The sequence below is a fragment of the Chromatiaceae bacterium genome, assembly GCA_024235395.1.
Classification (GTDB): Bacteria; Pseudomonadota; Gammaproteobacteria; order Chromatiales; family Chromatiaceae; genus Thiosocius.
Genome location: JACKMK010000002.1, coordinates 1,138,591 through 1,162,739 on the forward strand (window position 1 = coordinate 1,138,591; position 24,149 = coordinate 1,162,739).

General features: G+C 64.0%; 29 protein-coding genes. All 29 read left to right on the forward strand.

Annotated features, from left to right (window positions below):
• The first annotated feature begins 6 nt into the window (after positions 1–6).
• Entirely contained in the window at positions 7–1,245 is a 1,239-nt protein-coding gene (locus H6955_13205; protein ID MCP5314513.1) for a helix-turn-helix domain-containing protein, read from the forward strand.
• Between the two features lie 157 nt (positions 1,246–1,402).
• Positions 1,403–2,170 (forward strand): TIGR03761 family integrating conjugative element protein, encoded by a 768-nt coding sequence (locus H6955_13210; protein ID MCP5314514.1) that lies wholly within the window; start codon positions 1,403–1,405, stop codon positions 2,168–2,170.
• A 100-nt stretch (positions 2,171–2,270) separates the two neighbouring features.
• The gene (locus tag H6955_13215; GenBank protein ID MCP5314515.1) at positions 2,271–2,663 is read left to right on the forward strand and encodes a hypothetical protein; all 393 of its coding nucleotides are present in this window, start codon (positions 2,271–2,273) and stop codon (positions 2,661–2,663) included.
• 28 nt (positions 2,664–2,691) lie between these two features.
• Entirely contained in the window at positions 2,692–3,708 is a 1,017-nt protein-coding gene (locus tag H6955_13220) for a ParM/StbA family protein (GenBank protein MCP5314516.1), read from the forward strand.
• Between the two features lie 207 nt (positions 3,709–3,915).
• Entirely contained in the window at positions 3,916–4,311 is a 396-nt protein-coding gene (locus H6955_13225) for a DUF3577 domain-containing protein (GenBank protein MCP5314517.1), read from the forward strand.
• 102 nt (positions 4,312–4,413) lie between these two features.
• Positions 4,414–4,926: a DNA repair protein RadC gene (gene radC, locus H6955_13230; GenBank protein ID MCP5314518.1), complete on the forward strand. Its 513-nt coding sequence runs from the start codon at positions 4,414–4,416 to the stop codon at positions 4,924–4,926.
• A gap of 97 nt (positions 4,927–5,023) precedes the next feature.
• Positions 5,024–5,443 (forward strand): hypothetical protein, encoded by a 420-nt coding sequence (locus tag H6955_13235; protein ID MCP5314519.1) that lies wholly within the window; start codon positions 5,024–5,026, stop codon positions 5,441–5,443.
• 1,075 nt (positions 5,444–6,518) lie between these two features.
• Positions 6,519–7,385, forward strand: a complete 867-nt coding sequence (locus H6955_13240; GenBank protein ID MCP5314520.1) for an integrase domain-containing protein — start codon at positions 6,519–6,521, stop codon at positions 7,383–7,385.
• A gap of 99 nt (positions 7,386–7,484) precedes the next feature.
• Positions 7,485–7,721: a DNA-binding protein gene (locus tag H6955_13245; GenBank protein ID MCP5314521.1), complete on the forward strand. Its 237-nt coding sequence runs from the start codon at positions 7,485–7,487 to the stop codon at positions 7,719–7,721.
• The gene (locus tag H6955_13250) at positions 7,708–8,127 is read left to right on the forward strand and encodes a type II toxin-antitoxin system VapC family toxin (protein ID MCP5314522.1); all 420 of its coding nucleotides are present in this window, start codon (positions 7,708–7,710) and stop codon (positions 8,125–8,127) included. The genes H6955_13245 and H6955_13250 overlap by 14 nt, the downstream gene beginning before the upstream one ends.
• Before the next feature lie 266 nt (positions 8,128–8,393).
• Positions 8,394–8,765 (forward strand): pili assembly chaperone, encoded by a 372-nt coding sequence (locus H6955_13255; GenBank protein MCP5314523.1) that lies wholly within the window; start codon positions 8,394–8,396, stop codon positions 8,763–8,765.
• Positions 8,766–8,768: 3 nt separating this feature from the next.
• The gene (locus tag H6955_13260; GenBank protein MCP5314524.1) at positions 8,769–9,038 is read left to right on the forward strand and encodes a hypothetical protein; all 270 of its coding nucleotides are present in this window, start codon (positions 8,769–8,771) and stop codon (positions 9,036–9,038) included.
• Positions 9,019–9,807 (forward strand): TIGR03759 family integrating conjugative element protein, encoded by a 789-nt coding sequence (locus H6955_13265; GenBank protein MCP5314525.1) that lies wholly within the window; start codon positions 9,019–9,021, stop codon positions 9,805–9,807. The genes H6955_13260 and H6955_13265 overlap by 20 nt, the downstream gene beginning before the upstream one ends.
• An 80-nt stretch (positions 9,808–9,887) precedes the next feature.
• Entirely contained in the window at positions 9,888–10,352 is a 465-nt protein-coding gene (locus tag H6955_13270; protein ID MCP5314526.1) for a lytic transglycosylase domain-containing protein, read from the forward strand.
• 31 nt (positions 10,353–10,383) lie between these two features.
• Positions 10,384–10,908: an integrating conjugative element protein gene (locus tag H6955_13275; protein MCP5314527.1), complete on the forward strand. Its 525-nt coding sequence runs from the start codon at positions 10,384–10,386 to the stop codon at positions 10,906–10,908.
• On the forward strand, positions 10,905–13,055 hold the full coding sequence (gene traD, locus H6955_13280; GenBank protein MCP5314528.1) for a type IV conjugative transfer system coupling protein TraD: 2,151 nt from the start codon (positions 10,905–10,907) through the stop codon (positions 13,053–13,055). The genes H6955_13275 and traD overlap by 4 nt, the downstream gene beginning before the upstream one ends.
• Positions 13,048–13,782: a TIGR03747 family integrating conjugative element membrane protein gene (locus H6955_13285; protein MCP5314529.1), complete on the forward strand. Its 735-nt coding sequence runs from the start codon at positions 13,048–13,050 to the stop codon at positions 13,780–13,782. The genes traD and H6955_13285 overlap by 8 nt, the downstream gene beginning before the upstream one ends.
• A 57-nt stretch (positions 13,783–13,839) precedes the next feature.
• Positions 13,840–15,342 carry an IS91 family transposase gene (locus H6955_13290; protein ID MCP5314530.1) on the forward strand — a complete coding sequence of 501 codons (1,503 nt, stop codon included), beginning with the start codon at positions 13,840–13,842 and terminating at the stop codon, positions 15,340–15,342.
• Positions 15,343–15,649: 307 nt separating this feature from the next.
• A complete protein-coding gene (locus tag H6955_13295) occupies positions 15,650–15,877 on the forward strand; it encodes a hypothetical protein (GenBank protein ID MCP5314531.1) in 228 nt (75 codons plus the stop codon).
• Positions 15,878–15,882: 5 nt separating this feature from the next.
• On the forward strand, positions 15,883–16,308 hold the full coding sequence (locus tag H6955_13300; GenBank protein ID MCP5314532.1) for a putative toxin-antitoxin system toxin component, PIN family: 426 nt from the start codon (positions 15,883–15,885) through the stop codon (positions 16,306–16,308).
• Positions 16,309–16,432: 124 nt separating this feature from the next.
• Positions 16,433–16,759, forward strand: a complete 327-nt coding sequence (locus H6955_13305) for an RAQPRD family integrative conjugative element protein (protein MCP5314533.1) — start codon at positions 16,433–16,435, stop codon at positions 16,757–16,759.
• Positions 16,760–16,768: 9 nt separating this feature from the next.
• A complete protein-coding gene (locus H6955_13310) occupies positions 16,769–16,999 on the forward strand; it encodes a TIGR03758 family integrating conjugative element protein (GenBank protein ID MCP5314534.1) in 231 nt (76 codons plus the stop codon).
• Between the two features lie 164 nt (positions 17,000–17,163).
• Positions 17,164–17,454, forward strand: coding sequence for a TIGR03745 family integrating conjugative element membrane protein (locus H6955_13315; GenBank protein ID MCP5314535.1), 291 nt, complete (start codon positions 17,164–17,166; stop codon positions 17,452–17,454).
• 3 nt (positions 17,455–17,457) lie between these two features.
• Complete coding sequence (locus tag H6955_13320) at positions 17,458–17,829, forward strand: TIGR03750 family conjugal transfer protein (protein MCP5314536.1); 372 nt, start codon at positions 17,458–17,460, stop codon at positions 17,827–17,829.
• 248 nt (positions 17,830–18,077) lie between these two features.
• Positions 18,078–18,737, forward strand: coding sequence for a TIGR03746 family integrating conjugative element protein (locus tag H6955_13325; protein MCP5314537.1), 660 nt, complete (start codon positions 18,078–18,080; stop codon positions 18,735–18,737).
• Between the two features lie 17 nt (positions 18,738–18,754).
• Positions 18,755–19,558: a TIGR03749 family integrating conjugative element protein gene (locus H6955_13330; protein MCP5314538.1), complete on the forward strand. Its 804-nt coding sequence runs from the start codon at positions 18,755–18,757 to the stop codon at positions 19,556–19,558.
• Positions 19,559–19,568: 10 nt separating this feature from the next.
• Positions 19,569–20,984, forward strand: coding sequence for a TIGR03752 family integrating conjugative element protein (locus H6955_13335; GenBank protein MCP5314539.1), 1,416 nt, complete (start codon positions 19,569–19,571; stop codon positions 20,982–20,984).
• A complete protein-coding gene (locus H6955_13340; GenBank protein ID MCP5314540.1) occupies positions 20,941–21,396 on the forward strand; it encodes a TIGR03751 family conjugal transfer lipoprotein in 456 nt (151 codons plus the stop codon). The genes H6955_13335 and H6955_13340 overlap by 44 nt, the downstream gene beginning before the upstream one ends.
• 5 nt (positions 21,397–21,401) lie before the next feature.
• The gene (locus tag H6955_13345; protein ID MCP5314541.1) at positions 21,402–24,119 is read left to right on the forward strand and encodes a conjugative transfer ATPase; all 2,718 of its coding nucleotides are present in this window, start codon (positions 21,402–21,404) and stop codon (positions 24,117–24,119) included.
• Positions 24,120–24,149 lie beyond the last annotated feature (30 nt).

Below are 24,149 nucleotides of genomic sequence, written 5' to 3' on the forward strand. Positions count from 1 at the left end.
CAGGGTATGACGCACGATGATGCAGACATCCGACCGGAGACCCATGCGCTTGATGCGCTGATCCGAGAAACGATCAAACGCGGACGTGGCGGTGGGCGCCATTCAGCTGGCGATGCCTTGCTCTTTCTCGGCAACGTACACCACGCCTTTCCGGCTCTCTTGATACAGGATCCCGTCCTTGAGCCGGTCGACAAGCTGGTTTGGATGATCATCTACCAGAGCGCACGCGGTACCGGCCACAAGGCCGCTTTTCCCAGTTACACCGACATCGCGCGATTCGCGAACGTCTCTTCGAGCTCGACCGTCGCGCGTGCCATTGCGATCCTGCGTGCCACGCGCTGGTTGTCACTGTGCGCGCGCAATCGCGATCCCAATGGCCGCTTTGCCGGCAACGTCTATGCGCTGCATGACGAGCCGCTGCCGCTGGCAGACGCCTTGCACCTGGATTCAGGCTACATGGCGTTTCTTCAAGAGGCCGCAACCCATCATCATGCGCGCGTGCGTCGTGTAGTCGCTGCTGTCTCGGAGTCGTTGGACAAGGATATCCGTGACGGCACGGACATCTTGGCCCCGGTGAATCGGATCGAGCGTCGATTGGAAGCGGTGCATGCCATCCAATCCGGCGGCGACCGGCGCTACTTCAGCTTCAATGCCGGCGTACTCGCGAGCCTGTCGAACGCGGGTCGGGCGAAGGGTCGTTTCGGCCAGGACCAAAATTCGAAGGCGGCAAGGGTAGACCATCAAAAATCGAAGCCGGTAAGACGTAGTAGTAGTAAATATAAAAAAACAACTACAACAACACAGACAATCAACGAAGATTCCGCGCGCGAGGACGGGATGCTCGAGGGTCTAGTCTTGCCAGCGCGGCTCAAGGAAAACCAGCGGGCACTCACTGCACGCTATCTGGCGACGATACCTGCGGAACATCGACAGCCCGTGCTGGACGAACTTGCCGGTCGGCTCCAAGCCGAGCAGCAGGGCGCTAAGCCGGTGTACGACGAGCTGCGCTACCTGCATCACCTGTGCCGACAGGTCAATGAAGGGGGCTTCGTCGAGAACCTGGGGCTGAAGGTGCAGACTGAACGCGATCGCCGCCAAGGTGAGGCCGAGCGCCTACGCGAAGAGGCTGCTACCCGCGATCACGAGCGCAAAGTCCCCGCTTCGCGGGCGCATGGCGAGAACGCGTTGGCCGAGATCCGTAAGCGGCTGAAGCTGCCGACATCACCAGGAGGTGGTTCCCGCTGAGGCGTCACCAGGGTCGCTCCTGCGAAATTATTCCAGTGGAATAATCCGGACTGTAACGGCGACAGGCCGTGTGGCAGTTTCGTGTTCACCACACACTCGCTTCGTGCGTTGATGGTGCCCGTATCGACAACCACTCGACGACGAGCACTTCCCGCCCATGACCCAGAATTCTGGCAACCCGTCAGCTGCCCAGTCCCCGGAAGAGGGTGTTGGACGACCGGACGACCGCCCCGGGGTGTTGCGTGGTCGCGCGACCCTCACCTTGCAGACCCGGCAGGCGCAACGGCTGGTGAAGGGCCGCGGTCTCAGTGCCGAGAAGCCCGCGATCATCGGGCTGCTCGGGTTCGCGAACCGCGTTCGAACACTCTGGCACGGAGCCCGTGCCGATGATCCCTACGCTGACTGGTGGTTACTGCAGGTGGACGAGGCCCTGGTCCAAGCAGGTCATGAGCTGGTCACATTGGAGCAGGCAATAGCGAAGCTGTTCGAGGCCCTGGGTGCGATCGAGGTGGCATCGCCCGTATCGGTAAAGCCAGCGCGCATCGCGCTCAACTTCACCAATCCTTACGCCTTTCGCGCTGCTGCCTTGATCAGCCAATTCGACGCGCTGGCCTGCAAGGTACTGACGGCCCGACACGTTGGGCTGGTTGGGCGTGACGAGGCGGAGAGGGCGTTGCACCAGGGTGGCCGCTGGGCACGGCGTGCGCTACAGAGCCCAGTTGGGTATCGACTCATGGGCGTGACTCGCGACGACGTCGGTCAGGGTAACGCGAAGGCGCTGCAGGCCCTCGAAGTGATGGGCGAGATACCGGAAGACGTGCGGCGTGGTGTCCTTCGTGCGCCGCATGCGCCGGCCGTGGCCGGTTTGCGAGCGGGCCCGATGACCTATGCGGACCGTTTACGGCCGCTGTCCGATGACCTGTGATGCGCCGGGATGACCACCGATTAAGTCATACCCCTGCAGGCGGTGTTTTCGCTGGCCGCGATTGGCACAAGCTGAATAATCGCCCTTGTCGGCCTTTTCCTTGAGCACCGCCATGTCGGTACCTGAACTCGTAGAACCAAAACGTACGTGCCTAACCCTGGATCCGGGCCTGGTTATCGAGCGCCTGATTCTGCAGCGGTTGTCTGGGCTCAAACGCAAACGTGGTCAGGACTGGCTGCGGTCGCTGCTCGTGCAAGGGTTTCTGGCCGAGGGCCGCTGGCTACGCAGTGATCTGCAGGGCAATCGGAGAAACGTGGTGCCACGTGAAACAACCGTACCGGCCACGCCCTTTGCGGGCTGGCTCGGGCAGGCACAACCGGCAGAGCAGCCCGATGCCGAGGCGACGCCGGCTGCTGTCGCAGCGGCAACACCGGCGCCGAGCATAGACCCAGACGCGAAACCTTTTGCCCATCTCCGCAAGGTGATCGGCTGAATCTCACGACCAAGAAGTGGAATGGAACATGGCCGACAGCGAGACCCTGAACCCCATCAGCATCGGCCTGGACGACGGCTATGCGTTCACCAAGATTGCCTTGCCGGACGGGCGCCTGATAGCGATCCCGTCGCGCGCACGGATCGGTCGCTCCAACGTTACCTGGCTGAACGGCAGCGAGCAGCGGGTGTTCGAGTACGAGACCGATGACACGCTGTTCGCCGTCGGCGAGGTGGACGGCGAGCCGACCCATTTCGATGGCTATCCCTTCTCTGGTCTCAATCGCGCCATCGTTCAGCATGCGCTGCACGAAGCCGGCCTGGCCGGCCAGTCCGTGCACGCGGTGTCCGGACTGCCGGTCAGCAGTTTCTATCGGAAGCACGGCGACCAGCGGCTGGAGCTCATCGAGCGCAAGCGGGAGAGCCTGAAGCAGGCCGTGCAGCCGGTCGACGGGCGCCTGCCGGCCGCGATCGCGTTCCACGATGTCATTCCGGAGGCGCTCGCGGCCTGGTACGACCACATCATCTCGGAGGCGAACGGCGGCGTGCAGCTCGAGGCCGAGCGTCTCGGTGTGCCCGTCGCGGTGATCGATATCGGCGGACGGACCACGGATTTTGTGGTGGTCGCCGACCAGGCCGTGCGCCACGACAGTTCGGGGTCGCTACGTTGTGGTCTGCTGGACCTCAAACGCCAGGTCGCGTCCGCCATCCGCGCCACGTTCGACCTCGAGGAGCTGTCCGATCGCGCGACCGACGACGCCGTGCGTAGCCGCAGCGTCCGCCTGTTCAGCAAGACGCACGATGTCGCCGAACCGGTTCGGGATGCGCGCCGAGAGCTCGTCCAGCGGCTGCATGCCGAAACGCAGCGGCAACTGGGGCGGGGCGCCGAGCTCGAACAGATCTTGTTCGTGGGCGGCGGCGCCGTGGCGCTCGCCGAGGACATCCGGGACTGGTTTCCGAATCAGACCATCGCGCCGCATCCCGCCTTCGCCAACGCGCGGGGGATGCTCAAGTACCTGCGCTATGTCTGTCAGGAGCCGGCCTGAGCACAGTTTCATACGTGGTCACTGCGGTCTCAGTGGCACCCGATGCATCGTCGGGCTGTGTGAGCGATGTACGTACCCGCGCCGCAAGGCAAGGGTGCCAGCCCAGGAGGTCGTTTGCGACCTCGACTCAACCCACCCTGCCGGGAATGTGCTCCCGACCGGGATGGCGCGTTCTCCGGATCCCTTTCCGTTTGAAGGAGAACTGCCATGTCCAACGACGATACGAAGTATTTCGACCTCTACTCCACCGGTATCGGTTATCTGAACCGTGTCCGGGAGGTGACGCCGAAGGAGGGTTCGCCCTTCTGGAGTGTCACCATCGCCGCCCTGCGGGGTAGCGTCGACGACGTTCAATACACCTATTTCGAGTGCCGCGTGTCCGGCCAACAGGCGCAGAAGCTTGTGCAGCAGCTTAAGCCAGCCGTCGAGGGCAAGCTCAAGGTACTCGTGGGGTTCACGCTCAGCGATCTGTACGGGGAGCCCTTCTTCTACAAGACGGGTGACAGGGCCGGTGAGACCGGGGTCAGCCTGAAGGCGCGTCTGTTGCGCGTCGGCTGGGCCAAGGTCGACGGCCAACCGTTCTACAAGGATCAGGCGGCCTGATCTTCCTACACGACCGGGTGACTTCGTCGCCCGGTCATCTTCCACCCATCGGGGAGCGATCCCCGTGGGATCGGTCTCCCCATCCATCATGAGGAGACCCCAATGAACAACCAGGACCTGGAGCCGCACCCGGTCGCGAATCGCTTTGATGCGTTGAAGCTGGGTTCGCTCAACCGTGTGGAGAAAGAAGCCGTGATCAAACTGGCCCTGTCAGTGCTCGCCGAACGCCATCGTGCGGGACGCGCACTGAGCAGTCCGGAGCAGACACGCGACTTTCTACGACTGAAGCTCGTCGATCGCAAACACGAGGTGTTCGGCGCGCTGTTCCTCGACAACCGCCACCGGGTGATCCGGGTGGCCGAGATGTTTCAGGGCACCATCGACGGTGCGTCGGTTCATCCTCGGGTCGTCGCGCAGCGGGCCCTCGAGCTCAATGCCGCCGCGGTCGTCTTTTTTCACAACCACCCTTCAGGGGTCGCCGAGCCGAGCCATGCCGACGAGGCGATCACCCGGCGGTTGCGCGAAGCGCTGGCGCTGGTCGACGTACGGGTGCTTGACCACTTCGTCGTCGCCGCCGGCGAGAGCGTGAGCTTTGCAGAAAGAGGACTCATCTGAGTCCAACGATCATCAACCATCGACCTGCCGGGAAGGCGTGCGCCGCCCGGCAGGGAGGAGGTACGTCTCCGAGGTCTAAATCCCAAGGAGAACCACGATGAGCAATCAACCGAGTGAACACCCGTTTTTCGGGGAAGTCATTTCCGTCTACACGCGCGCCCATGCCCTGGCCGACGGCGTCTTGATCGATGCAGGACCCATGGCCCGCGAGGTGGGCTTCCGCTGGCCAGTCGCCATCACGGCCGGTGCCTGGGCGGACTGCGTGACCTGGGACGCCGCCGACAGCGAGCGACAAACTCCTCAGGACCAGTCGGGTCGCTTGTGGGATGTGCTGTTCATGGCTGCCTACGCCGCTCGAGCCAACGCCAACGCGGGTTCCGAGCTCTCGTTCGAGCTCTACCGCGTACCCCGCGATGGCAACGCCACCGGAGCCCAGCTGACCAAGCTAAAGCTGGTGGTGGGCCCTGGCGACGATGGCGAACCGGTCATGACGATCCTGCTCCCGAACGAGGACTGAACCCGCCGGGCAAAGCCGGCATCTTCTCCCTGGCCGCTTGGGTAAAAGCGGCATCCTCCTGTCTCCACCCACGATTCGGAATGCTACCGGTCTTGCCGAAGGGCGCTGTACCGTAGTGCCCGCGTGCGAAGTGGGGTCTTCTGCCAATTATTCCACTGGAATAATGTGAAGCGACCGGGGGCGAAGCCCTTGGCTGGAGTGCCGTGGCCGCTAAATTTCGCACCCAGCTGTCCACAGAGTCCACAGGCCTTGCCCGCCACGGCAAAGCGAGCCTTCGCACTCGCGTCGCCAAGGGCGGGACCGCGCTGCGCGCGGGGCTTGTGGGCCCCTGTGGTCAGGTGAGGCCGCTCCGCAGGTCTGCCAGATGCTCTCATTGCAGCGCCTGTGACAGGCGAATGCCTGGCGCTGGGGCTGTCCCGATGCGAAGGCGCCCGTGTCACTAGCGAGCGCAGCGGGGTAGTGACGCGGGCGGCCGAGCCCGAATCCACGCCGTGCTAGCGCCGATTTTCCCGGTGACGCGCGAATGACGCGTTCCTAAGCTGCCGCCCACGACCGATTCATCCGCGGCCACTGCGGCAAAGTGGCAGAGGGTCGCCCACCCTCGACGTTACGTCGAATCGGGCATGCGCGCCTCGGACCGGATTCGGCGTGCCGACCGAAAGGTCGCCGGTCCATCGTCCAAAGCATCGATCTCCGGATCGATTCCATCGGTGAGCAACCGCTCGCCGTTCCACGACAACTCGATGCAACTGCCGGCTGGCAGTTCGCCGGGGCTTCTCTCAACCTAAGCGAAAGTCCCTTTCGCTCAACTCAACGGAGGTAATGCGTAACCGCACGTTCAATCGTTCCACGTGAAGCAACACAGAAGGAGGTGATGCAACTTCGAAGCTCGGCCCCCAGCGGGCCCGTTGGTTCGCACCGGACCGATTCCCAACAGGGGAGAACCGGTGTTGTCTGCAACCAGACATCTTCAGGTTGAATGGGAGTGGTGTCCCACGCTCGTTTCCGCGCAAGCGGATTCGGTAGGCCAAGGCCGCCGAATGAGCAGAAACACTTACCAAATCGAAGCAACACCGTGCGCGACCTGAACTACCAACTCAAAGAACTCTGTCGACGTAACCGTGACGGCAGCTACGCGACCCAGCAGAACCGCGAACGCCAGCTCAGTCTGATGGCCGACCAGCTCCACGAGCTGGGCTACCGCGCTATGAATGCCCGGTCCCTGAAGCCGAAACATGTCGAGGCACTGCTGAGACGATGGCAGGGGGAGGGGCTGTCGATCGGGACGCTCAAGAATCGCATGGCCGCATTGCGCTGGTGGGCGCACAAGGCCGATCGCCGGCACGTGGTCGCGCGATCCAATGATTACTACGGGATCCCCGAGCGCAGTTTCGTCAGCACCGAATCCAAGGCGAAACAGGTGGACCGTACTGCGCTGGAAAGGGTACGCGACCCGCACGTACGGATGAGCCTGGAACTCCAGCAAGCCTTCGGGCTGCGGCGCGAAGAGGCGATCAAGTTCAAGCCGTCCTACGCTGACCGCGGAGACCGGCTGGTCCTCAAGGATACCTGGACCAAGGGCGGCAAGGCCCGCGAGATTCCGGTGCGTAATACCGCGCAGCGTGCCGTGCTCGACCGTGCCCACCGCCTGGCCGGACGTGGCTCACTGATCCCGGGCCACCGCAACTACCGGCAGCAGCTACGCATCTACGAGCGCCACACGGCAAACGCCGGGCTGTCGAAACTTCATGGTCTGCGGCATGCGTATGCACAGCAGCGGTACGAAGAGCTGACCGGGTGGAAGTCGCCGGCGGCAGGCGGCCCATCAGGCAGCGCGTTGTCCGCGTCCGAACGGTCGCTGGACCGCCAGGTCCGGCTCGCTATCAGCGAGGAGCTTGGGCATGAGCGAGAGGCCATCACCGCGACCTACCTCGGCCGATGACGATTGTGTCAGCGGTCTGCGGGGCCCGTCTCGATCGTTTGCGGTCTTCCGAAAAATGCTATCATTGCAATCATTCTTAGGTACATTCGGAGATAGACGGTGGCAAATCTTGTCGTCCGAAACTTGGATCCACGCATCGTCGATGCGCTTAAACAACGCGCGGCCCGACACGGCCGGAGCGCCGAGGCCGAGCATCGTGTCTTGCTCGAGGAACTGTTGTTGCGCCCCAAGGGCAAGAGTTTCGCAGAAACCCTCGCGAGCATGCCGAACGTCGGCGAGGATGAAGATTTCGAACGGGTGGAGGACCCGGTAGAGCGCGACCGTGTATTTGATTGACACCAACGTCATCAGCGAATCGCGTAAGCGGTCCAAGGCCGACGGCGGTGTTCGGGCGTTCTTCAAGCAGGTGGCTAAAGACGACGCACGCGTGTTCATCTCGGTGGTCACCGTCGGTGAGCTGCGCCGCGGCGTCGAGCTGATTCGCCACCGGGGCGATCGACGCCAGGCTACACAGTTGGAGAAATGGCTCGACCAGCTGCTCCAGGTTTACGAGGACCGTGTGCTGGATATCACCACCGATATCGCTCAGCTCTGGGGTCGGCTGCGTGTGCCTCATCCGGAAAACGCACTCGACAAGCAAATCGCTGCAACTGCGTTGATCTACGACCTGACGGTTGTTACGCGCAATCACAAGGATTTCTCCAAAACGGGTGTCCGGCTCCTGAATCCCTTCGAGCAGTAGTCGAGGTTCCCTTCGGAACCTCGATCTTGCCATCCTCACCGCCCAACAATCGCGCAGGCCTTTGGCGCGGTTTTCCATTCCTTCCAGATGATGGTCACGACAGCATTCGCCCATCGAGGACGTCAGGGACGTTCTCCCTCTGACCAAGGGTCTGAACGATGCGGCGATTTCAACCTGGACTTCCATTGCGATACCGACAACTGGGTAGCGCACTTGCGGTGCTCGCACTGGTGTCGTCGTCCGTAGCATCTGCTGCGGAGCTCCAGGTGGGCCGATATGCGACCGTTCCTGCGTCGCCAACACAGGAGCAGGTCCAACTCCTCTCGGCCATTGTTGATGTGGAGTTTCCTACCTCGGTGGTCGCCATCGGCCAGGCTGTCGAACACCTGTTGCAGCCCAGTGGATACAGGCTGTCCCCCCAGGGCACTGCGGAGCCCGTACGCGAGGCGCTTCTCAACCTTCCACTGCCCGAACCGCATCGGGCGTTGGGCCCCATGCCTTTGAAAACGGCCCTCGAGACGTTGGCGGGTCCGGCCTTTCGCCTGGTGGAGGATCCCGTGCACCGATTGGTGAGTTTCGAGCGCTGTGAGCCCAATGGACACGGACCGTCCGACCGCCCAGAAGCAGCAGCGAGGTAAAAAATGGAGATCGTCTTTGCCATTCTGATCCTGATCGGCGCTGTGGCGGCCGGTTCGAGCCCGTCGACTTCGCAAGACGTACATACGGAGAAACACCCCGTGAATGATTCAGAGCAGACCACGGTTGCGCAGAGCATCAATGCCACGCTTGGCCCGTGCAGGCTCGCTGACGGGCGGCTCATCCAGCGGGATCTGACGGTGCCGCGTGCGTCGGTCTCGGTGATTTCCAAAGTGAATCTTGAAGAGGCCGCGCATGGCTGCGCCGATCGCTAGAAAGACGGCGTTAGTCGGGATCACGGTCGCCATGGGCATCGCCATGTTGGTCAACGCTGGGCCGACCGTTACCTCGGATACCCAACGCTCAGTATTCGATCAGACAACCGACGTGACGACACCACTTTCGCCCGTTGAGAAGACACGTGCCGAGGCCTGGGATCTCTCGGACATCGAATGGCGGCGCTACCAGGCTCTCATGGACGGCATCCGGAGCAGCATCAGCCCGGCCACCCTGTCCCCCATAGAGGTCTTGGGGATCCACGCCCGGGACGAGGGCGAGCGCCGGCGTTACGCCGAGCGCTGGGCACGCCTGATGCGCGACGATGCCGAACGGATCCTGGCCTTTCAGCGTGCCTACGATCGGGCGTGGCAACGGCTCTTCCCGGCGGAACCACTGATCGATCTCGCACGACTGCCAGACGAGAAGGCGAGCGACGTGGCGCTGCAACCCAACGATCGTGTGTTGTTCTTCACCCGACCCGACTGCGCCAGCTGCGATGTTCTCCTCCAGCGCTTGCTGAAGCGGATCGACACCCTTGCCGGCGTCGACATCTATCTCCTTGGGCTCCCACCGGACGACGATACCGCCGCGAGGGACTGGGCCGAACGACAGTCGATCGCGCCGCGTTGGGTGCGAAGCCGTCGGGTCACCCTCAATCACGATGGCGGTGCCTTGTCAGAACTGACGCAGGGAAAGGGCCAGGCGCCGTACCTGTTGCGTCGGCGCGGTGACGTCCTGAGCGTGCTGTCAGGGTCGGCGCTGTGAGCCGGTTGTGTCGGCCATCTGTTCTCCTGCTCGTGCTGTTTGCACCAGCATTGGCGCTTCATGCGCCGGCCCATGCAAAGGTGCCGCTCGGCTACCAACAGGTAGCCGACGCCTACGATCTCCCCCCCGAAGTCCTGTACGCCGTAGCCCTGACGGAATCCGCCCGTCAGGTTGACAGTACAGGCAACGTTCGCCCCTGGCCCTGGACGTTGAATGTCCAGGGTAGGGGGCATTTTTTTGACTCACGGCAGGAGGCCGAGGCCGCGCTACAGGAGCATTTCGACGCGGGCCGGAGATCGATCGATATCGGGCTCATGCAGGTCAATTGGCGGTATCACCGGCAACGCCTCGGGAGCTCACAGCTAGCACTCGACCCCTATCACAATCTGCGGGTCGCGGCAGAGATCCTGCGCGATTGCCATCAAAGACGACAAGACTGGTGGGCGGCCGTGGGCTGCTATCACGCGCCGAACAACCCACAACGGGCGGCCCGGTATCGGGCGCGGGTGCGCGCGCACTGGCAACGGGTCACGCGACGTGGGTAGAGAGGCGAGCGTGACAGCCTACCTCATCAGGATTCGGTCGGTTCTCAGCAACGCCGTTCTGTTATCGGCGCTGGCGACGCCCGCGCTGGCAGTCGGCGCCCTGACTGTGATCTACGACAGTGGCGAGACCTATCCCTTGGCTCCCTTCCTCGAGGTGTTCGACGAGGAGCAAGTTCAAGAAGACGGGCCGCAGGCAAGCCCGGTCCAACCATCCCTGGGGGCTGCGGATCCCGGGCGGATCCTGCCGATCCGATCGCCGGGGCTGACGCCGGGGAGGGTGGCGCGGCGAGATAGCAAACGGCCCTTCGCGCGGCCCTTCTTTCTGATCGGTGCCGATGGCCTCTCGCGAGAATGGTTCGGGACCCACCGCGATCGACTCGCCAAGATCGGCGCGGTCGGGATGCTGATCGAGGCAGAGACGCTCGGTGACCTGCGCGCCATTGCCACGATCGCCGACGGTCTGCCGATCCTACCCGCGTCTGCCAGCGACATCGCCGAGGCCTTGGGTCTGTCGCATTACCCGGTCCTGATCACTAAAGATGGCATTGAGCAGTGAGCCGGCATCCCGTCGAGGCGCTGCTTCGTCCGCCGGTCGAACTCTGGTCTGCCATCGTGGCGCTTGCGACGTCCGGTATCGCGGTCCTCGCCCCCTGGGCATTGATGATGCCTCCAGGTGTGGCCTATGGGGCGGCATCGGTGTTGGCCCTGCTCGGCATCGTGCGCGGGCGCCAGGCCTGGCGGGTGCTGACCTACCAGCGCAACCTGCGTCGTCTTCCCACCTATCGGTTGCGCGCGGGTCAGATGCCGGTGAGTCGACGAAAACTCTTCCTCGGTCGGGGCTTCCGTTGGACCCAAAAGCACACCCAGCGCCTGCGCGACACGATTCGCCCCGAGGTTCAGCGCTACGTACAACCCGGTCCGCTCTATCATTGGGCGCGCCGCAAGGAAGTCGCCTGGGAGGCGACACCGATCCTGGGTTGGCTTGCGGCGGGGTTACGCAGCCGCGCCTGGTGGAATCCCCTAAGGCCGCTGCCGCCGGTTGGCGGCAAACCGGCGTTGCATGCGGTAGAGCCCGATGAGCAGGATGTCTGGATGGACATCGGGGAGCGCGTTGGCCACACCCTGGTGCTGGGCACCACGCGGGTAGGCAAGACACGGCTGGCAGAGATCCTGATCACCCAGGACATCCGCCGCGGTGATGTCGTGATCGTCTTCGACCCGAAAGGCGACGCAGATTTGTTGCGCCGGGTCTATGCCGAGGCCAAACGGGCAGGGCGAGCGGACGATTTCTATCTGTTCCATCTCGGCTATCCAGAGGTGTCTGCCCGCTACAACGCCATCGGCAGCTTCTCCCGGATCACGGAAGTCGCGACACGCATCGCCAACCAGCTGCCGAGTGAGGGCAACTCGGCGGCCTTCAAGGAGTTTGCCTGGCGGTTCGTCAACATCATCGCGCGCGCCCTGGTGGCGCTCGGCCGGCGTCCGGACTACCAGCAGGTGCGCCGTTACATCAACGACATCGAACCCTTGTTCGTCGAGTACGCGCGCAAGCACCTGCGAGAGCACGGTGAGGCGGGGTGGGAGGCAGACGTGGCAGAGGTCGCCGCCCACACCAAGGAGCGCAACCTGCCCGCGGCGCTGCGCGGACGCCACCCGGATGCGGTGGCCCTGATGCGCTATCTGAAAGACCAGGACCGTTACGATCCCGTTCTCGACGGACTGGTCTCGGCGTTCAAGTACGACAAGACCTACTTCGACAAGATCGTCAGCTCTGTCGGGCCCCTGATGGAGAAGCTCACCACCGGCAAGATCGCCGAGTTGATCTCGCCCGATTACCTGGACACGGACGACAACCGCCCCATCTTCGAGTGGTTGGAGGTGATAAGGCGCAAGGGGATCGTCTACGTGGGCCTGGATGCGCTGACCGACACCACGGTGGCGAGTGCCGTCGGCAACTCGATGTTCGCGGACCTGGTCTCGGTTGCCGGGCATATTTACAAGCATGGCGTCGAAGACCCTGCCGACGGTCCGACGCTGACCGACGGGCCGGCCACGATGCCGACCATCTCCCTGCACGCCGACGAGTTCAACGAGCTGATCGGCGATGAGTTCGTGCCGCTCCTGAACAAGGCTGGCGGCGCCGGCTTCCAGGTGACCGCGTATACGCAGACCTGGTCGGACGTCGAGGCACGGATCGGCAACCGGGCCAAGGCGGGGCAGGTCGCCGGCAACTTCAACACCCTGCTGATGCTGCGGGTCAAGGAACTGGTCACCGCCGAGATGCTTACGGATCAGTTACCCAAGGTCGAGGTCTTCACCCTGATGAGCGTCTCCGGTGTCGACGACTCCTCGGACCCAACCTCCGGGGTCGACTTCAAGTCACGCAACGAAGACCGCATCAGCGTTTCCGAGGTCCCGATGCTGACGCCAGCGGAACTGGTGGCATTGCCGAAGGGCCAGGCCTTTGCGCTGCTCGACGGTGGGCAGCTGTGGAAGCTGCGCATGCCACTGCCGGATGCGAGTAAAGATCCGGTCATGCCGGAAAGCCTGGCCGTCGTTGCCAACGAAATGGAACGGACCTACATCACCAACGACCAGTGGTACCGTCAGCGCGAGACCTGGTGGCACGCCGTTGCTGATGTCAGCCCGTCCGGCGGCGCAACGCCCACCTCCTCGGAAAGCTCCGAGAACGACGATGGCTGAGGTGGTCGACGACCCGAGGCGCCGCGAGGTCCAACGAGGACTGGTCTCGAACACCCTGACGACGCTCGCCAAGGGTGTGCAGTGGCTTTTATTGGCGCTGCTGTTTTCGATACTGACCGAGTGGGTGGGCATGGTGTTTTGGTGGCCGGAAGAAGGTCTCCAGCACAGCCGGTCGATGCTCGAGGCGGAGTTCAGTTACCTGGATTCGGATTTCCGACGCAGCGTCATGACCTCGAGCCCGGCCGAGTTTGCCAAGGCCTTTGCGGATAAGACCTTCCATGTCCTGTTCGAGTTCACGCGGGTGGTTGATTCCATCGCCTGGTTGTCGGTGCCGCCGTCGCCCGACGAAAGTGGGCTGCGACCCAGGCTCCACAGCATTTACCAGCCCGTTGCCGAGTTCGTGATTGCGGGTATGCAGGTCACCCAGGTCTTTTCCGTGCGCCTGGCCATCCTGACCTTGGCCTTGCCGGTCTTTGTGCTCTTCAGTCTCGTGGCGCTGGTCGACGGTTTCGTGAAGCGGGATCTGCGACGCTGGGGTGGCGGCAGGGAGAGCTCGTTCGTTTATCACTGGGCAAAGCGTTCCGCGATGCCTCTGATGGTACTGAGCTGGGTGATCTACCTCGCGCTGCCATTCAGCCTCCATCCGACCTTCGTCCTGCTGCCGTTTGCGACACTTTTCGCGATGAGCGTTGCGGTCGCGGCCAGTACATTCAAGAAATACTTGTAGGGATAGCCACTCGGCCTGATACCCTGAGCCGCAGGACAACTTCGCAAGGATGCGATCATGTTGCCGTCGCCGGCTGGCAGGGAAGCCAGTTCGGGTGTCGGCGCGCCGCCGTATGTGCGCCACCGCCCCGAGCGCACCCTTCTTTATCAACTCGTTGAGGAATACTATCCCGCGTTCAAGGCGTACCTGGCGGTGCAGGGCACGGACTTGCCGGGGTATGTGCAGCAGGAATTCGAGGACTACCTCAAGTGCGGGCGTCTCGAGCACGGCTTTTTGCGGGTGCGTTGCGACAACTGCCATGCCGAGCACCTGGTCGCTTTCAGCTGCAAGAAGCGCGGCTTCTGCCCCAGCTGCGGCGCCCGGCGCATGGCCGAGAGCGCAGCACTGCTGGTCGACGAGGTCTTTCCCGAGCAGCCGGTGCGCCAGTGGGTGCTGAGCGTCCCGTATCCGTTGCGCTTCTTGTTCGCCAGCCGCCCCGAGGTCATGGGCCGTGTGCTTGGCATTGTGTACCGCTGCATCGCCACGCACCTGATCAAGAAGGCGGGGTTCTCACGTAAGACGGCCCAGGCCGGCGCGGTCACGCTGATCCAGCGCTTCGGCAGTGCGCTCAACCTCAACGTCCACTTCCACATGCTGTTCCTCGACGGCGTGTATATCGAGCGCCCCGACGGCTCACTGCGCTTCCGCTCGGTGAAGGCGCCGTCGAGTGCCGAGCTTACCCAACTGACTCAGGTCTTGGCACTGCGTATTGGCCGCTACCTGGAACGCCAGGGACTGCTGGAACGCGATGCGGAGAACAGCTACCTGGCTGGCGATGATCTCGAGGCCGGGCCGATGGAACAGCTCCTGGGTTCGTCGATCACCTACCGCATCGCCGTCGGGCCGCAGCAGGGGCGCAAGGTGTTCACGCTACAGACGCTGCCGGCGTGTGAGGAGCCGTTCGATGCCGGGGTCGGCAAGGTGGCGGGGTTCTCCCTGCACGCCGGTGTGGCAGCGCGGGCGGATCAACGCCAGAAGCTCGAGCGGCTGTGTCGCTACATCAGTCGGCCGGCGATCGCGGAAAAGCGCCTGTCGCTGACGTCGAACGGCAACGTCCGGTACCAGCTGAAGACGCCGTACCGAGACGGCACGACGCATGTCATCTTCGAGCCCCTCGACTTCATTGCTCGGCTGGCAGCCCTGGTGCCGAAACCGCGGGTCAACCTGACGCGCTTCCACGGCGTGTTTGCGCCCAACAGCAAACACCGCGCGCGGGTGACACCGGCCAAGCGGGGCAGGGGAGGCCGGCATGCCACGACAGCGGATCCGGAGGAGCGGACACCGGCCGAACGCCGTGCCGCGATGACCTGGGCGCAGCGCCTGAAACGGGTGTTTGGGATCGACATCGAGACCTGCCCGGCCTGCGGTGGGGCGGTGCGGATCATCGCGTCCATCGAGGATCCCGACGTCATCGAGAAGATCCTCACCCACCTGGATGCGAAAGCGCCGGAGCCCGAAGCCACCCGGCGGCCTCCCTGCCGGGCGCCACCGCAGCGGGGGCTGTTCGACGAGACGGGGTGACAACCCCAGGATGACTTCGTTCGGGCTGTGCCGTCAGCGGCACGCCATGGCGGCGGCTGGCCAGGAAACAGGCGGGGAGGGGGAAAGCGGGCCGGCGCGGCCGTCTTTGGGAAGAATTCGGGGGCCTGACGCCGATTCACATGCCGTTGGGGCGGCCGACGTGGCTGGCCGACGGCAGATGCCTTGGCCAATCAGACGAGACTGCCCGCTGCGAGCCAACGAACAGGTGGTTTATACTGCCTATACGCTTGTGTGTTTATATGTATAAGCGTAAATTCTGAGCAGCGAATCGTCCTGGAGAACAGTCATGAGCAATGTCCGGTGGTCTATCGTCGTGCGGGACGAGGTGGACAAGGCCCTGCGGGCCTACTTGGGCCGGCGTGGCACGAAAAAGGGTGATCTCTCCCAGTTCGTCGAGGAGGCGGTGCAGGCGCGCTTGTTCGAACTGACGGTACAAGACGTCAAGCAGCGCAACCGGGAGTACTCGCAAGATGAGATCCTGGAGGCGATCGACGAAGCGCTGGCCAACGGCTAACCGCATTGCACGTCGTTCTCGACACCGGAATCCTGCTCGCGGCGTTGATCACGTCTGGCACGCCGCCCGACCTCATCTATCGGGCATGGCGCAAGAAGGCCTTCGAGCTGATCACCTCCAAGTGGCAACTCGAAGAACTCCGCCGGGTTTCCCGCTATCCGAAACTGCGCAAGTACCTCAAGCCGGCCGAGGTAGGCACGCTGGTGAATGGATTACGGCGTCAGGCAACCGTACTGAAGGAACTCCCGAAGGTGGAGTTTTCGCCAGATTCCGACGATAACCCCATTCTGGCCACCGCTATCGCCGGTATGGCCGAGTACCTGGTGACCGGCGATAAACGAGACCTACTGTCCCTGGGGAAGGTAGAGACGGTCCAGATCATCACAGCGCGCGCCTTCGCTGATCGCCTCGGCCTAGCGACCGAAGACTGAGTGATCCCCTAACGGTTTCCGACTGAACCGCGCCTCTGAGCCCATTTCGCCGGGCACAAACCACGACATGCCTTGATACCGTTTCCTCTATGGAGGGGTTTGCCGCCTGCGCACGATATGCCGCATGGAATGTGTGCATCGCAAACCCTGCTTCCGACACGCCAGTCTGCTGGCAGCGTTCGTCGGTCTCTTGCTCCTGGGGAGCACGGCACTGGCAGACCCCGATGCAGAACGGGAAGCTCTCGCGCGTCTGTCCCATGAGATCGAAGCCCTCGAACCGTTGATTCGGTCTGCGGAATCCCAGGCGAACCCGGACGCCCGGGTCCGTTTCCGTTACGACTGGCTGCGGCAAGACCTGGTACGGGTGCGGTTGGGGATCCAGGAGCACATCGATGCACCGCGTGCCGAACCTCGCACCTTCCCGCCTTTGCGTGGCGACTATCGCCGGTGATGTGTCGCGATGACGCCCGCACAAAGTACCGCCTTCCAAGCCGGGTCCGGCATTACGCCGGGAACCCTGCTCACCGGTATAGCCGGCGTGGTGCTGGTGCTCGCCTTCGTGTGGGTGGTCTGGGTGACGCTTGGCACTTTTCGGGCCTGGCAGGACGGGCAGGTCGGCGTTCTCGATCTGACCTGGAGTGCGCTGCGCGCCAGCATCGTGCTCCTGGTGCTGGGTTTCTATCTGAACTGACCGGTGCGGTGCAGTCGGCGAGACGTGCATCGCCAATGAACGCTGGGAGTTGCTCCCGGCAGGTTGTGAACAGGGGGCAACCCCGAGATTTCGGAGAGCAGGTAATGACGCTGAAGGGTGTGAGTAAGAAGTTAGCAGCGGTCTGGTTGGTTGGATTCACGGCGATGCCGTCGGTGTGGGCGGCACTGCCGACCCCGGTGGCGCCGAGTACGGCACCGGCGGCCGGTGACTGGATTGCGCTCATCAAGGGCTATATCAAGGATGGCGGTCTGGTGTTGGGTCTCGCGATCGCCGTGCTCGGGTTCCTGTGGATCGCCTATCTCGGTTTCGCCAAGTTCAACGAGGCACGGCAAGGCAAGGCGGAGTGGGCCGAGGTGGGCGTGCTGGGCATCGTCGGCGCGGTGGTGCTGATCTTCGCAAGCTATCTCCTCACCGAGGCCGCAGGCGTCATCTGAGGCATGGGACCGAGCCGTCACGACATCCTGGCCGACCGGCTCAATGCCGAGCCGGCCATCTTCAAGGGCTGCTCGTCATCGGAGCTGGGCGTCATCGTCGGGGTGGCCGCACTCGTCTGGTTACCCGTCAGCCTGGTGCTGGCGGGCCTGATGGGCGCGGTCACCATGGGCTTCGGATTGGCGGGTGTCGGCGTCGTGGCCACGGTGGTGGTCACGGCGACGCTTTTTCAGCGGCTGAAGCGCAATCGCCCGGACGGCTATTACCAGCAACGGTTCGCCATCTGGCTGCATGACAAGGGCCTGCGGCGTTCAAAACTGATACGTCGCAGCGGCAGCTGGGATATCGGCAGGACAAGTGCTCTACCCAAGCGATAACTACAGATTCAGCGTCCCTGTGGTGTTCTGCAGCAAGGCGCTGTGCGAAGACAATGGCCGATCCATTGTTGAGCACTGGAACGCGGCTGCGGGACACCAAAGGGACGCCCTAAGGGTTAGCTTGTCAACGACCACGGACTGCGTTCCGTCTCTCGCCAAGGGGATGGCCATTGCCTGCGAGACGCGCCTTGCCGTAGCCGTTGACAAGCTAACTGAACTCGCAGTTATCGCTTGGGTAGAGCACTGATATGCGTCGCTACCGCTACGAGATCGATAACGTGCGCGCGCACCTGCGCTCGCTCTGGGCCGTCATCGGCCTGCAGGCGCTGGTCATCTTCGCGCTCTGGTTCGGCTGGAGCCAGGCACCAAAGACCTTGACGGTGCATGTGCCACCGGACCTGCGATCGGGTGCGGTACTGTCGATCGACCAGGTCCCGCCGGCGAATGTCTATGCCTTTGCCTTCTACATCTTCCAGCAGCTCAATCGCTGGCCGGAAGACGGGGCACGCGACTACGGCCGGGCGATCTTCTCGGTCTCGCCGTACCTGACACCCAGGTACCGCACCGACCTGATCGCCGACATGGAGCTCAAGGGCCGCCAAGGCGAGCTCGCCTACCGCGTGCGTGGCATGCAGGAGATCCCGGGACACGGCTACGAGGAGCGCCGGGTCGATGTGTTGAACGGCGGCGTCTGGGTCGTGTGGCTGGACCTCGATCTGTACGAATCGGTGAAGGGCATGACGGTGAAGAAGACCGCGATCCGCTACCCGCTGCGCGTCGTCCGTCACGCGGTCGATCTCGAGGCCAACCCCTGGGGGCTGGCGCTCGACGGGTTCGCCGGGGAAGGGCCGCGGCGGTTGAGCGAGGCGGAGCTCGCCGAACCAAGCGAACAGGGCAGCAAAGGCTGAGAAAGACAGGAACGGACATGCGAACCAAAAGCAATAAGAACCCAGTGGTGCTCTGTGCGTTGCTATGCCTCGCACCCGCCATCGCCTGGGCGGACACCGCGGATGCCGAAGCGTCGGCACCGGAGCGTATCACCTGGCAGAAGACGCCGATCACGGTGTCGCTGACGGTCGGCAAGGAGCGGCGTGTCGATTTTCCCGGCTCGGTCAAAGTCGGCCTGCCCGCGGCAATCCAGTCGGCAATCCGGGTGCAGAGTGTCGCAGGTACGGTCTACCTGCTGGCGCACCAGCCGTTCGAGGCGACCCGGGTCATGGTCCGCGCGGTCGACAGCGGGGCCATCTACCTGCTCGATCTCTCCGCCAACAACGAGGACGAAGCGAAAGCCGCGATCCAGATTTTGGACCCCGAGACGCGAAAACCGGGGGTCACCGCAGAGGCGGGGGCGCCACTACCCGCACTGCCGGCCTACGGTTACGTCACGCTGACCCGGTTCGCGGCACAGCAGCTCTATGCGCCCGCACGGCTGCTGCACGATCTCCCCGGGGTGGTGCGCGTCCCGGTGCGTCGCGAACCGGTGCGCCTGGTTCGCGCTGCGCCGATCGAGGCCAGCCCATTGGTCGCCTGGCGCGCCAGCGGGTTCTACATCACCGCAGTGAAGCTGAGAAATCTGGGTACCCAGGCCGTGACGCTGGATCCCCGCACGCTACGCGGCGGCTGGCTGACAGCCGCCTTCCAGCACAACCGCCTGCATCCGGCCGGCAACGAGGCCGACACGACGGCCCTGTACCTGATCTCCGCGCGGCCCTTCGAGACGGCGCTCTGAGTCCGTTTTTATGGCGATCGCGACCAGCAATCGACTCCTCCCGATCCTCGCCGGCAGCGTGTTGCTGATCCTGGTATTCGTGACCACGAAGTCGTGCTCTCCGGACGAGGAGGCCGCGGTGGTGCTCGACAGTGTCCCGGAGGCCCCGGCGCCGGATGCCGACACACCGGCCGACACGATCAAGACGCTGACCGCCAACGTCGCGGCGATGACTACCGAGGTCGAGGCGCTGCGACGGGACAACGCCGCACTGCGCAGGGAAAACCAGGGGCTGATGACGAGCCGGACCCAGATCGAGGAAAACGTCGCGACCCGTCTGAAGCGCGAGCTCCTTGCCAGAGAGAAGACTCAAGCCAATCGGGACCGTATCGACGCCGGGGTGCTCTCGTCGTTGACCGCGCGCGTCGACGCACTGGCCGAGTCGCTGTCGAAACCCCAAACCCTTGCACCTGCGAACGATATCCCGGTGGGGCTGGGGCTCGATGGATTAGGCCATGGCGCCGCCGATGAGATCCGTTGGATCGAGCCCCTGGATCATCAACCGGTGGGCCCGAAAAAAGACGCCAGGACGGGACCCGGAATGCTGCATCGGGTCACGCGCATCGCCGGTGGCTATCTGGACACCGCCACGACGAAAACGGGCGAAGTAGCGGGTGGTGTCGGCGAGCGCATCGAACGGGCGCGCACGCGGCCCGTCTACACGGTACCGCGCAATGCCACGCTGATCGGCTCGACGGCTATGACCGCGCTGGTCGGTCGTGTACCCGTGCAGGGGCAGGTGCGTGATCCGATGCCGTTCAAGATCATCACCGGCGCGGACAACCTGGCCGCCAACGGCCTGACCGTGCCGGGCGTGCAGGGCATGGTGTGGAGTGGCACAGCCGTCGGCGACTGGACACTCTCCTGCGTGACCGGGCGACTCGACTCGGTGACCTTCGTGTTCGACGACGGCACGATCCGCACCTTGTCTTCGGATGACCGGCAGGCGGGCAGTGGCGGCGCCGACGAGCCGCTCGGCTGGATCTCGGATGCGCAGGGCATCCCCTGCATCAGCGGCGCGCGCAAGACCAACGCCCCGGCGTTCCTGAGCCAACGGATCGGGGTAATGGCGATCCAGGCCGCCGCCCAAGCAGCGGCCGCAGCAGAGACCACGTCAGTGGTCAGCGATGCCGGTAGTGTCACCAACAGCGTAACTGGGGAGGCGGGTACCTACGTCCTCGGCAAGACCGTCGAAGGCGGCAGCAACGAGGTCGCCAAGTGGCTCCTGGAACGTCAGGCCCAGAGTTTCGACGCGGTGTTCGTGTCGGCCGGTACCCCGGTGGCCATCCACGTCGACCATGAACTCCCCATCGACCTCGACCCCATCGGCAGGAAATTGACCCATGCGACCACGACTCAAGCAAGTCACCGTACGTCTCTCGACTAGCCTGGCCTCGGTCCTGTTGGTCGCCGGCTGCGCCAGTACCAAGGAGGCGGTGTTGCCGCAGGACGGCCCCTCGATGAAGGCCATCTACGATGCCCATTTCGAGGCGATGGGGGCGCGCGACCCCCGAGCCGTGCGAGGCGAGCTCGGCGGCCGACCGTTGATCCCGAACGAGGTGCCGCTCGACCGCTACACGCGCGATGCCCACAACGAGTTCGAGACGACCTTTCCCCGTCTGCCGAATCCGAGCTTGCGGATGTACGTGTTCCCGCACCTGGCGACCGATGAGCGCGTGCCGGTACCGGGTTATGTCACCACCTTTCCGATGTACGAGCGGGTCGAGTACGCCTTGCCCGGCGAGGTGCCTTCGGTTGGGGCAGGCGACACACCGAAACACGACGGCGGCACCCGTTGAAGGCCATGACAGAAGCCCCCTCAAACGACACGCCGCAGAGACCGGCCGTGCGCTCCGCCGATATCAGGCGCGGCTATGACCGCCCGCCGTCCTTCACCGATCTGCTGCCCTGGGTGGAATACATCCCGGAGAGTCGCGCCTTCCTGCTCGAGGACGGCGTGAGTGTCGGTGCCCTGTTCGAGCTGCAGCCGGTGGGCGCCGAGGCGCGCACGGAGGCCTTTATGGTCCAACTGCGCGATGCCGTGCAGACCGCACTGACCGAGGCGATCCCCGAGCTCGACGATGCCCCGTGGATCCTGCAGGTCTATGTGCAGGACGAACCGAGTCTGACCCGGTTTCAGCGCGAGGCGGCGGCCTATGCGCAGCCGGGCGCACGCGATTCGACCTTCACCCGGCACTACCAGGTGGCCGTGGCCGCGCATCTGGCGCGGATCAGTCGACCGGGCGGCCTATTCGAAGATGCTGCGGTCACCGGCACCCGCTGGCGCGGTCAGACCCGGCGCGTCCGTGCCGTGCTCTATCGGCGGCTGAAGCCAGGAGGCAGAAGTCCGCCCGCCATCGAGGTCGAGGCGGCCCTGAACGATGTGGCGACCAAGTGGGTGGCGGCGCTGGCCAGTGCCGGTATACGTGCCCGGCGGGGCAGCGGCGAGGATCTCTACACTTGGCTGTTGCCCTGGTTCAATCCGAAACCAGCGCCCGCCGACGGCGACCCGGACAAGCTGCTTGAGATCACTCCCTATCCCGGCGACGAGGACCTGCCGTATGGGTACGACTTTGCCGAGCGGCTGACCCTCGGCATGCCCCGTTCGGACAACGCCACGGCCACCTGGTGGTTCGATGGTCTGCCGCACACCCTGGTCACGGTGCAGGGTCTGCGACGCGCGCCCGAGATCGGGCATATGACCGGTGAACGGCAGGCCGGCGACCATGTGTTTGCCCTGTTCGACCGCCTGCCCGAGCACACCGTCATGGTCCTGACCCTGACGCTGCGACCACAGGACCTGACCCGAAACCACATCAACCAGGTCAGACGGGCCGCGGTCGGCGATTCCGCGGAGGCCGCGCTGACCCGCGAGGACGCCGATGCCGTCGAGCGCGAAATGGCCCAGGGTAACAAGCTCTACCCGTTGAGCATCGCCTTCTACCTGCGTGGCGACGACCTCAACGATCTGCGCACCAACACCAACCACCTGAATGCCCTGTTGCTGCCGAACGGCCTGCAGCCGATCACGCAGGAGGCCGATCTCCTGGCACTGGATGCCTACATCCGCAACCTGCCGATGGCCTACGATCCGCACCTCGACAAGCTGAGCCGCCGCTCACGCCTGGTGTTTTCGCGCCACACCGCGAACCTGCTGCCGGTCTATGGGCGATCGCGCGGCACCGGACATCCGGGCCTGGTGTTCTTCAATCGGGGCGCCGAGCCGCTGGTCTTCGATCCACTGCACCGGGAGGATCGCAAGAAGAACGCCCACATGCTGATCCTTGGCCCGACCGGGGCCGGCAAGTCGGCACTCCTGGTCTATCTGCTGCAGCAGATGGCGGCGGTCTACCGGCCACGCCTGTTCATTATCGAGGCCGGGGGCTCGTTCTCGCTGCTCGGTCAGCATTTCGCGGCGAACGGCCTGACGCTGAATCAGGTGACCCTGAATCCCAATGCCGATGTCAGCCTGCCGCCGTTTGCCGATGCGCTCAGGCTGCTGGAGAAAGAACGCCGGCTGCGCATCGTCGAAGACCCGAACGCCCTCGGCGACGACGAAGACGACGCGGACGCGGAGGGCACCGGCCGCGACATCCTGGGTGAGATGGAGATCGCCGCACGCATCATGATCACCGGCGGCGACGAGCGCGAGGACGCACGCATGACCCGCGCCGACCGGCTGCTCATCCGCAATGCCATCTTCCTCGCCGCGAAGACCACCCGGGAGTCAGGCCAGGACCAGGTGCTCACAGAGGATGTCGTTGCTGCCCTCAACACGATTGGTCGCGACACCAGCCTGCCCGAGCACCGCCGCAACCGGGCGCTGGAGATGGGCGACGGCATGGCGCTGTTCTGCTCGGGCCTGGCAGGCCACTTCTTCAATCGCCGCGGCAGGCGATGGCCGGAGGCCGACGTCACCATCCTGGAGATGGGCCTGCTGGCGCGAGAGGGCTACGAAGACCAGCTCACCGTCGCCTACATCTCGATGATGAGTCACATCAACGATCTGGTCGAACGTCATCAGAGCGATGCCCGGCCGACGCTCGTGGTCACCGACGAGGGCCATATCATCACGACCAATCCCTTACTGGCCCGTTACGTGGTCAAGATCACCAAGATGTGGCGCAAGCTCGGGGCCTGGTTCTGGATCGCCACCCAGAACCTCGAAGACTTCCCGGACGCCAGCCGCAAGATGCTCAATATGATGGAGTGGTGGCTCTGCCTGGTTATGCCCAAGGAGGAGATCGAACAGATCGCGCGGTTCAAGGATCTGTCGGCGGAGCAGCGCAGCCTGCTGCTGTCAGCCCGCAAGGAACCGGGCAAGTACGTCGAGGGGGTGGTGCTATCCGACAACCTGGAGGCGCTGTTCCGCAATGTCCCACCGCCATTGTCGCTGGCACTGGCGATGACCGAAAAGCACGAGAAGGCCGAGCGGGCCGAGATCATGCGCGAGCGCGGCTGTACTGAGCTCGAGGCTGTGCGTATTGTGGCGGAGCGGATAGCAACCAAGCGGGGTGGGTGACTCTTGGACGGCCTGAGCGGTCGTGCGGGA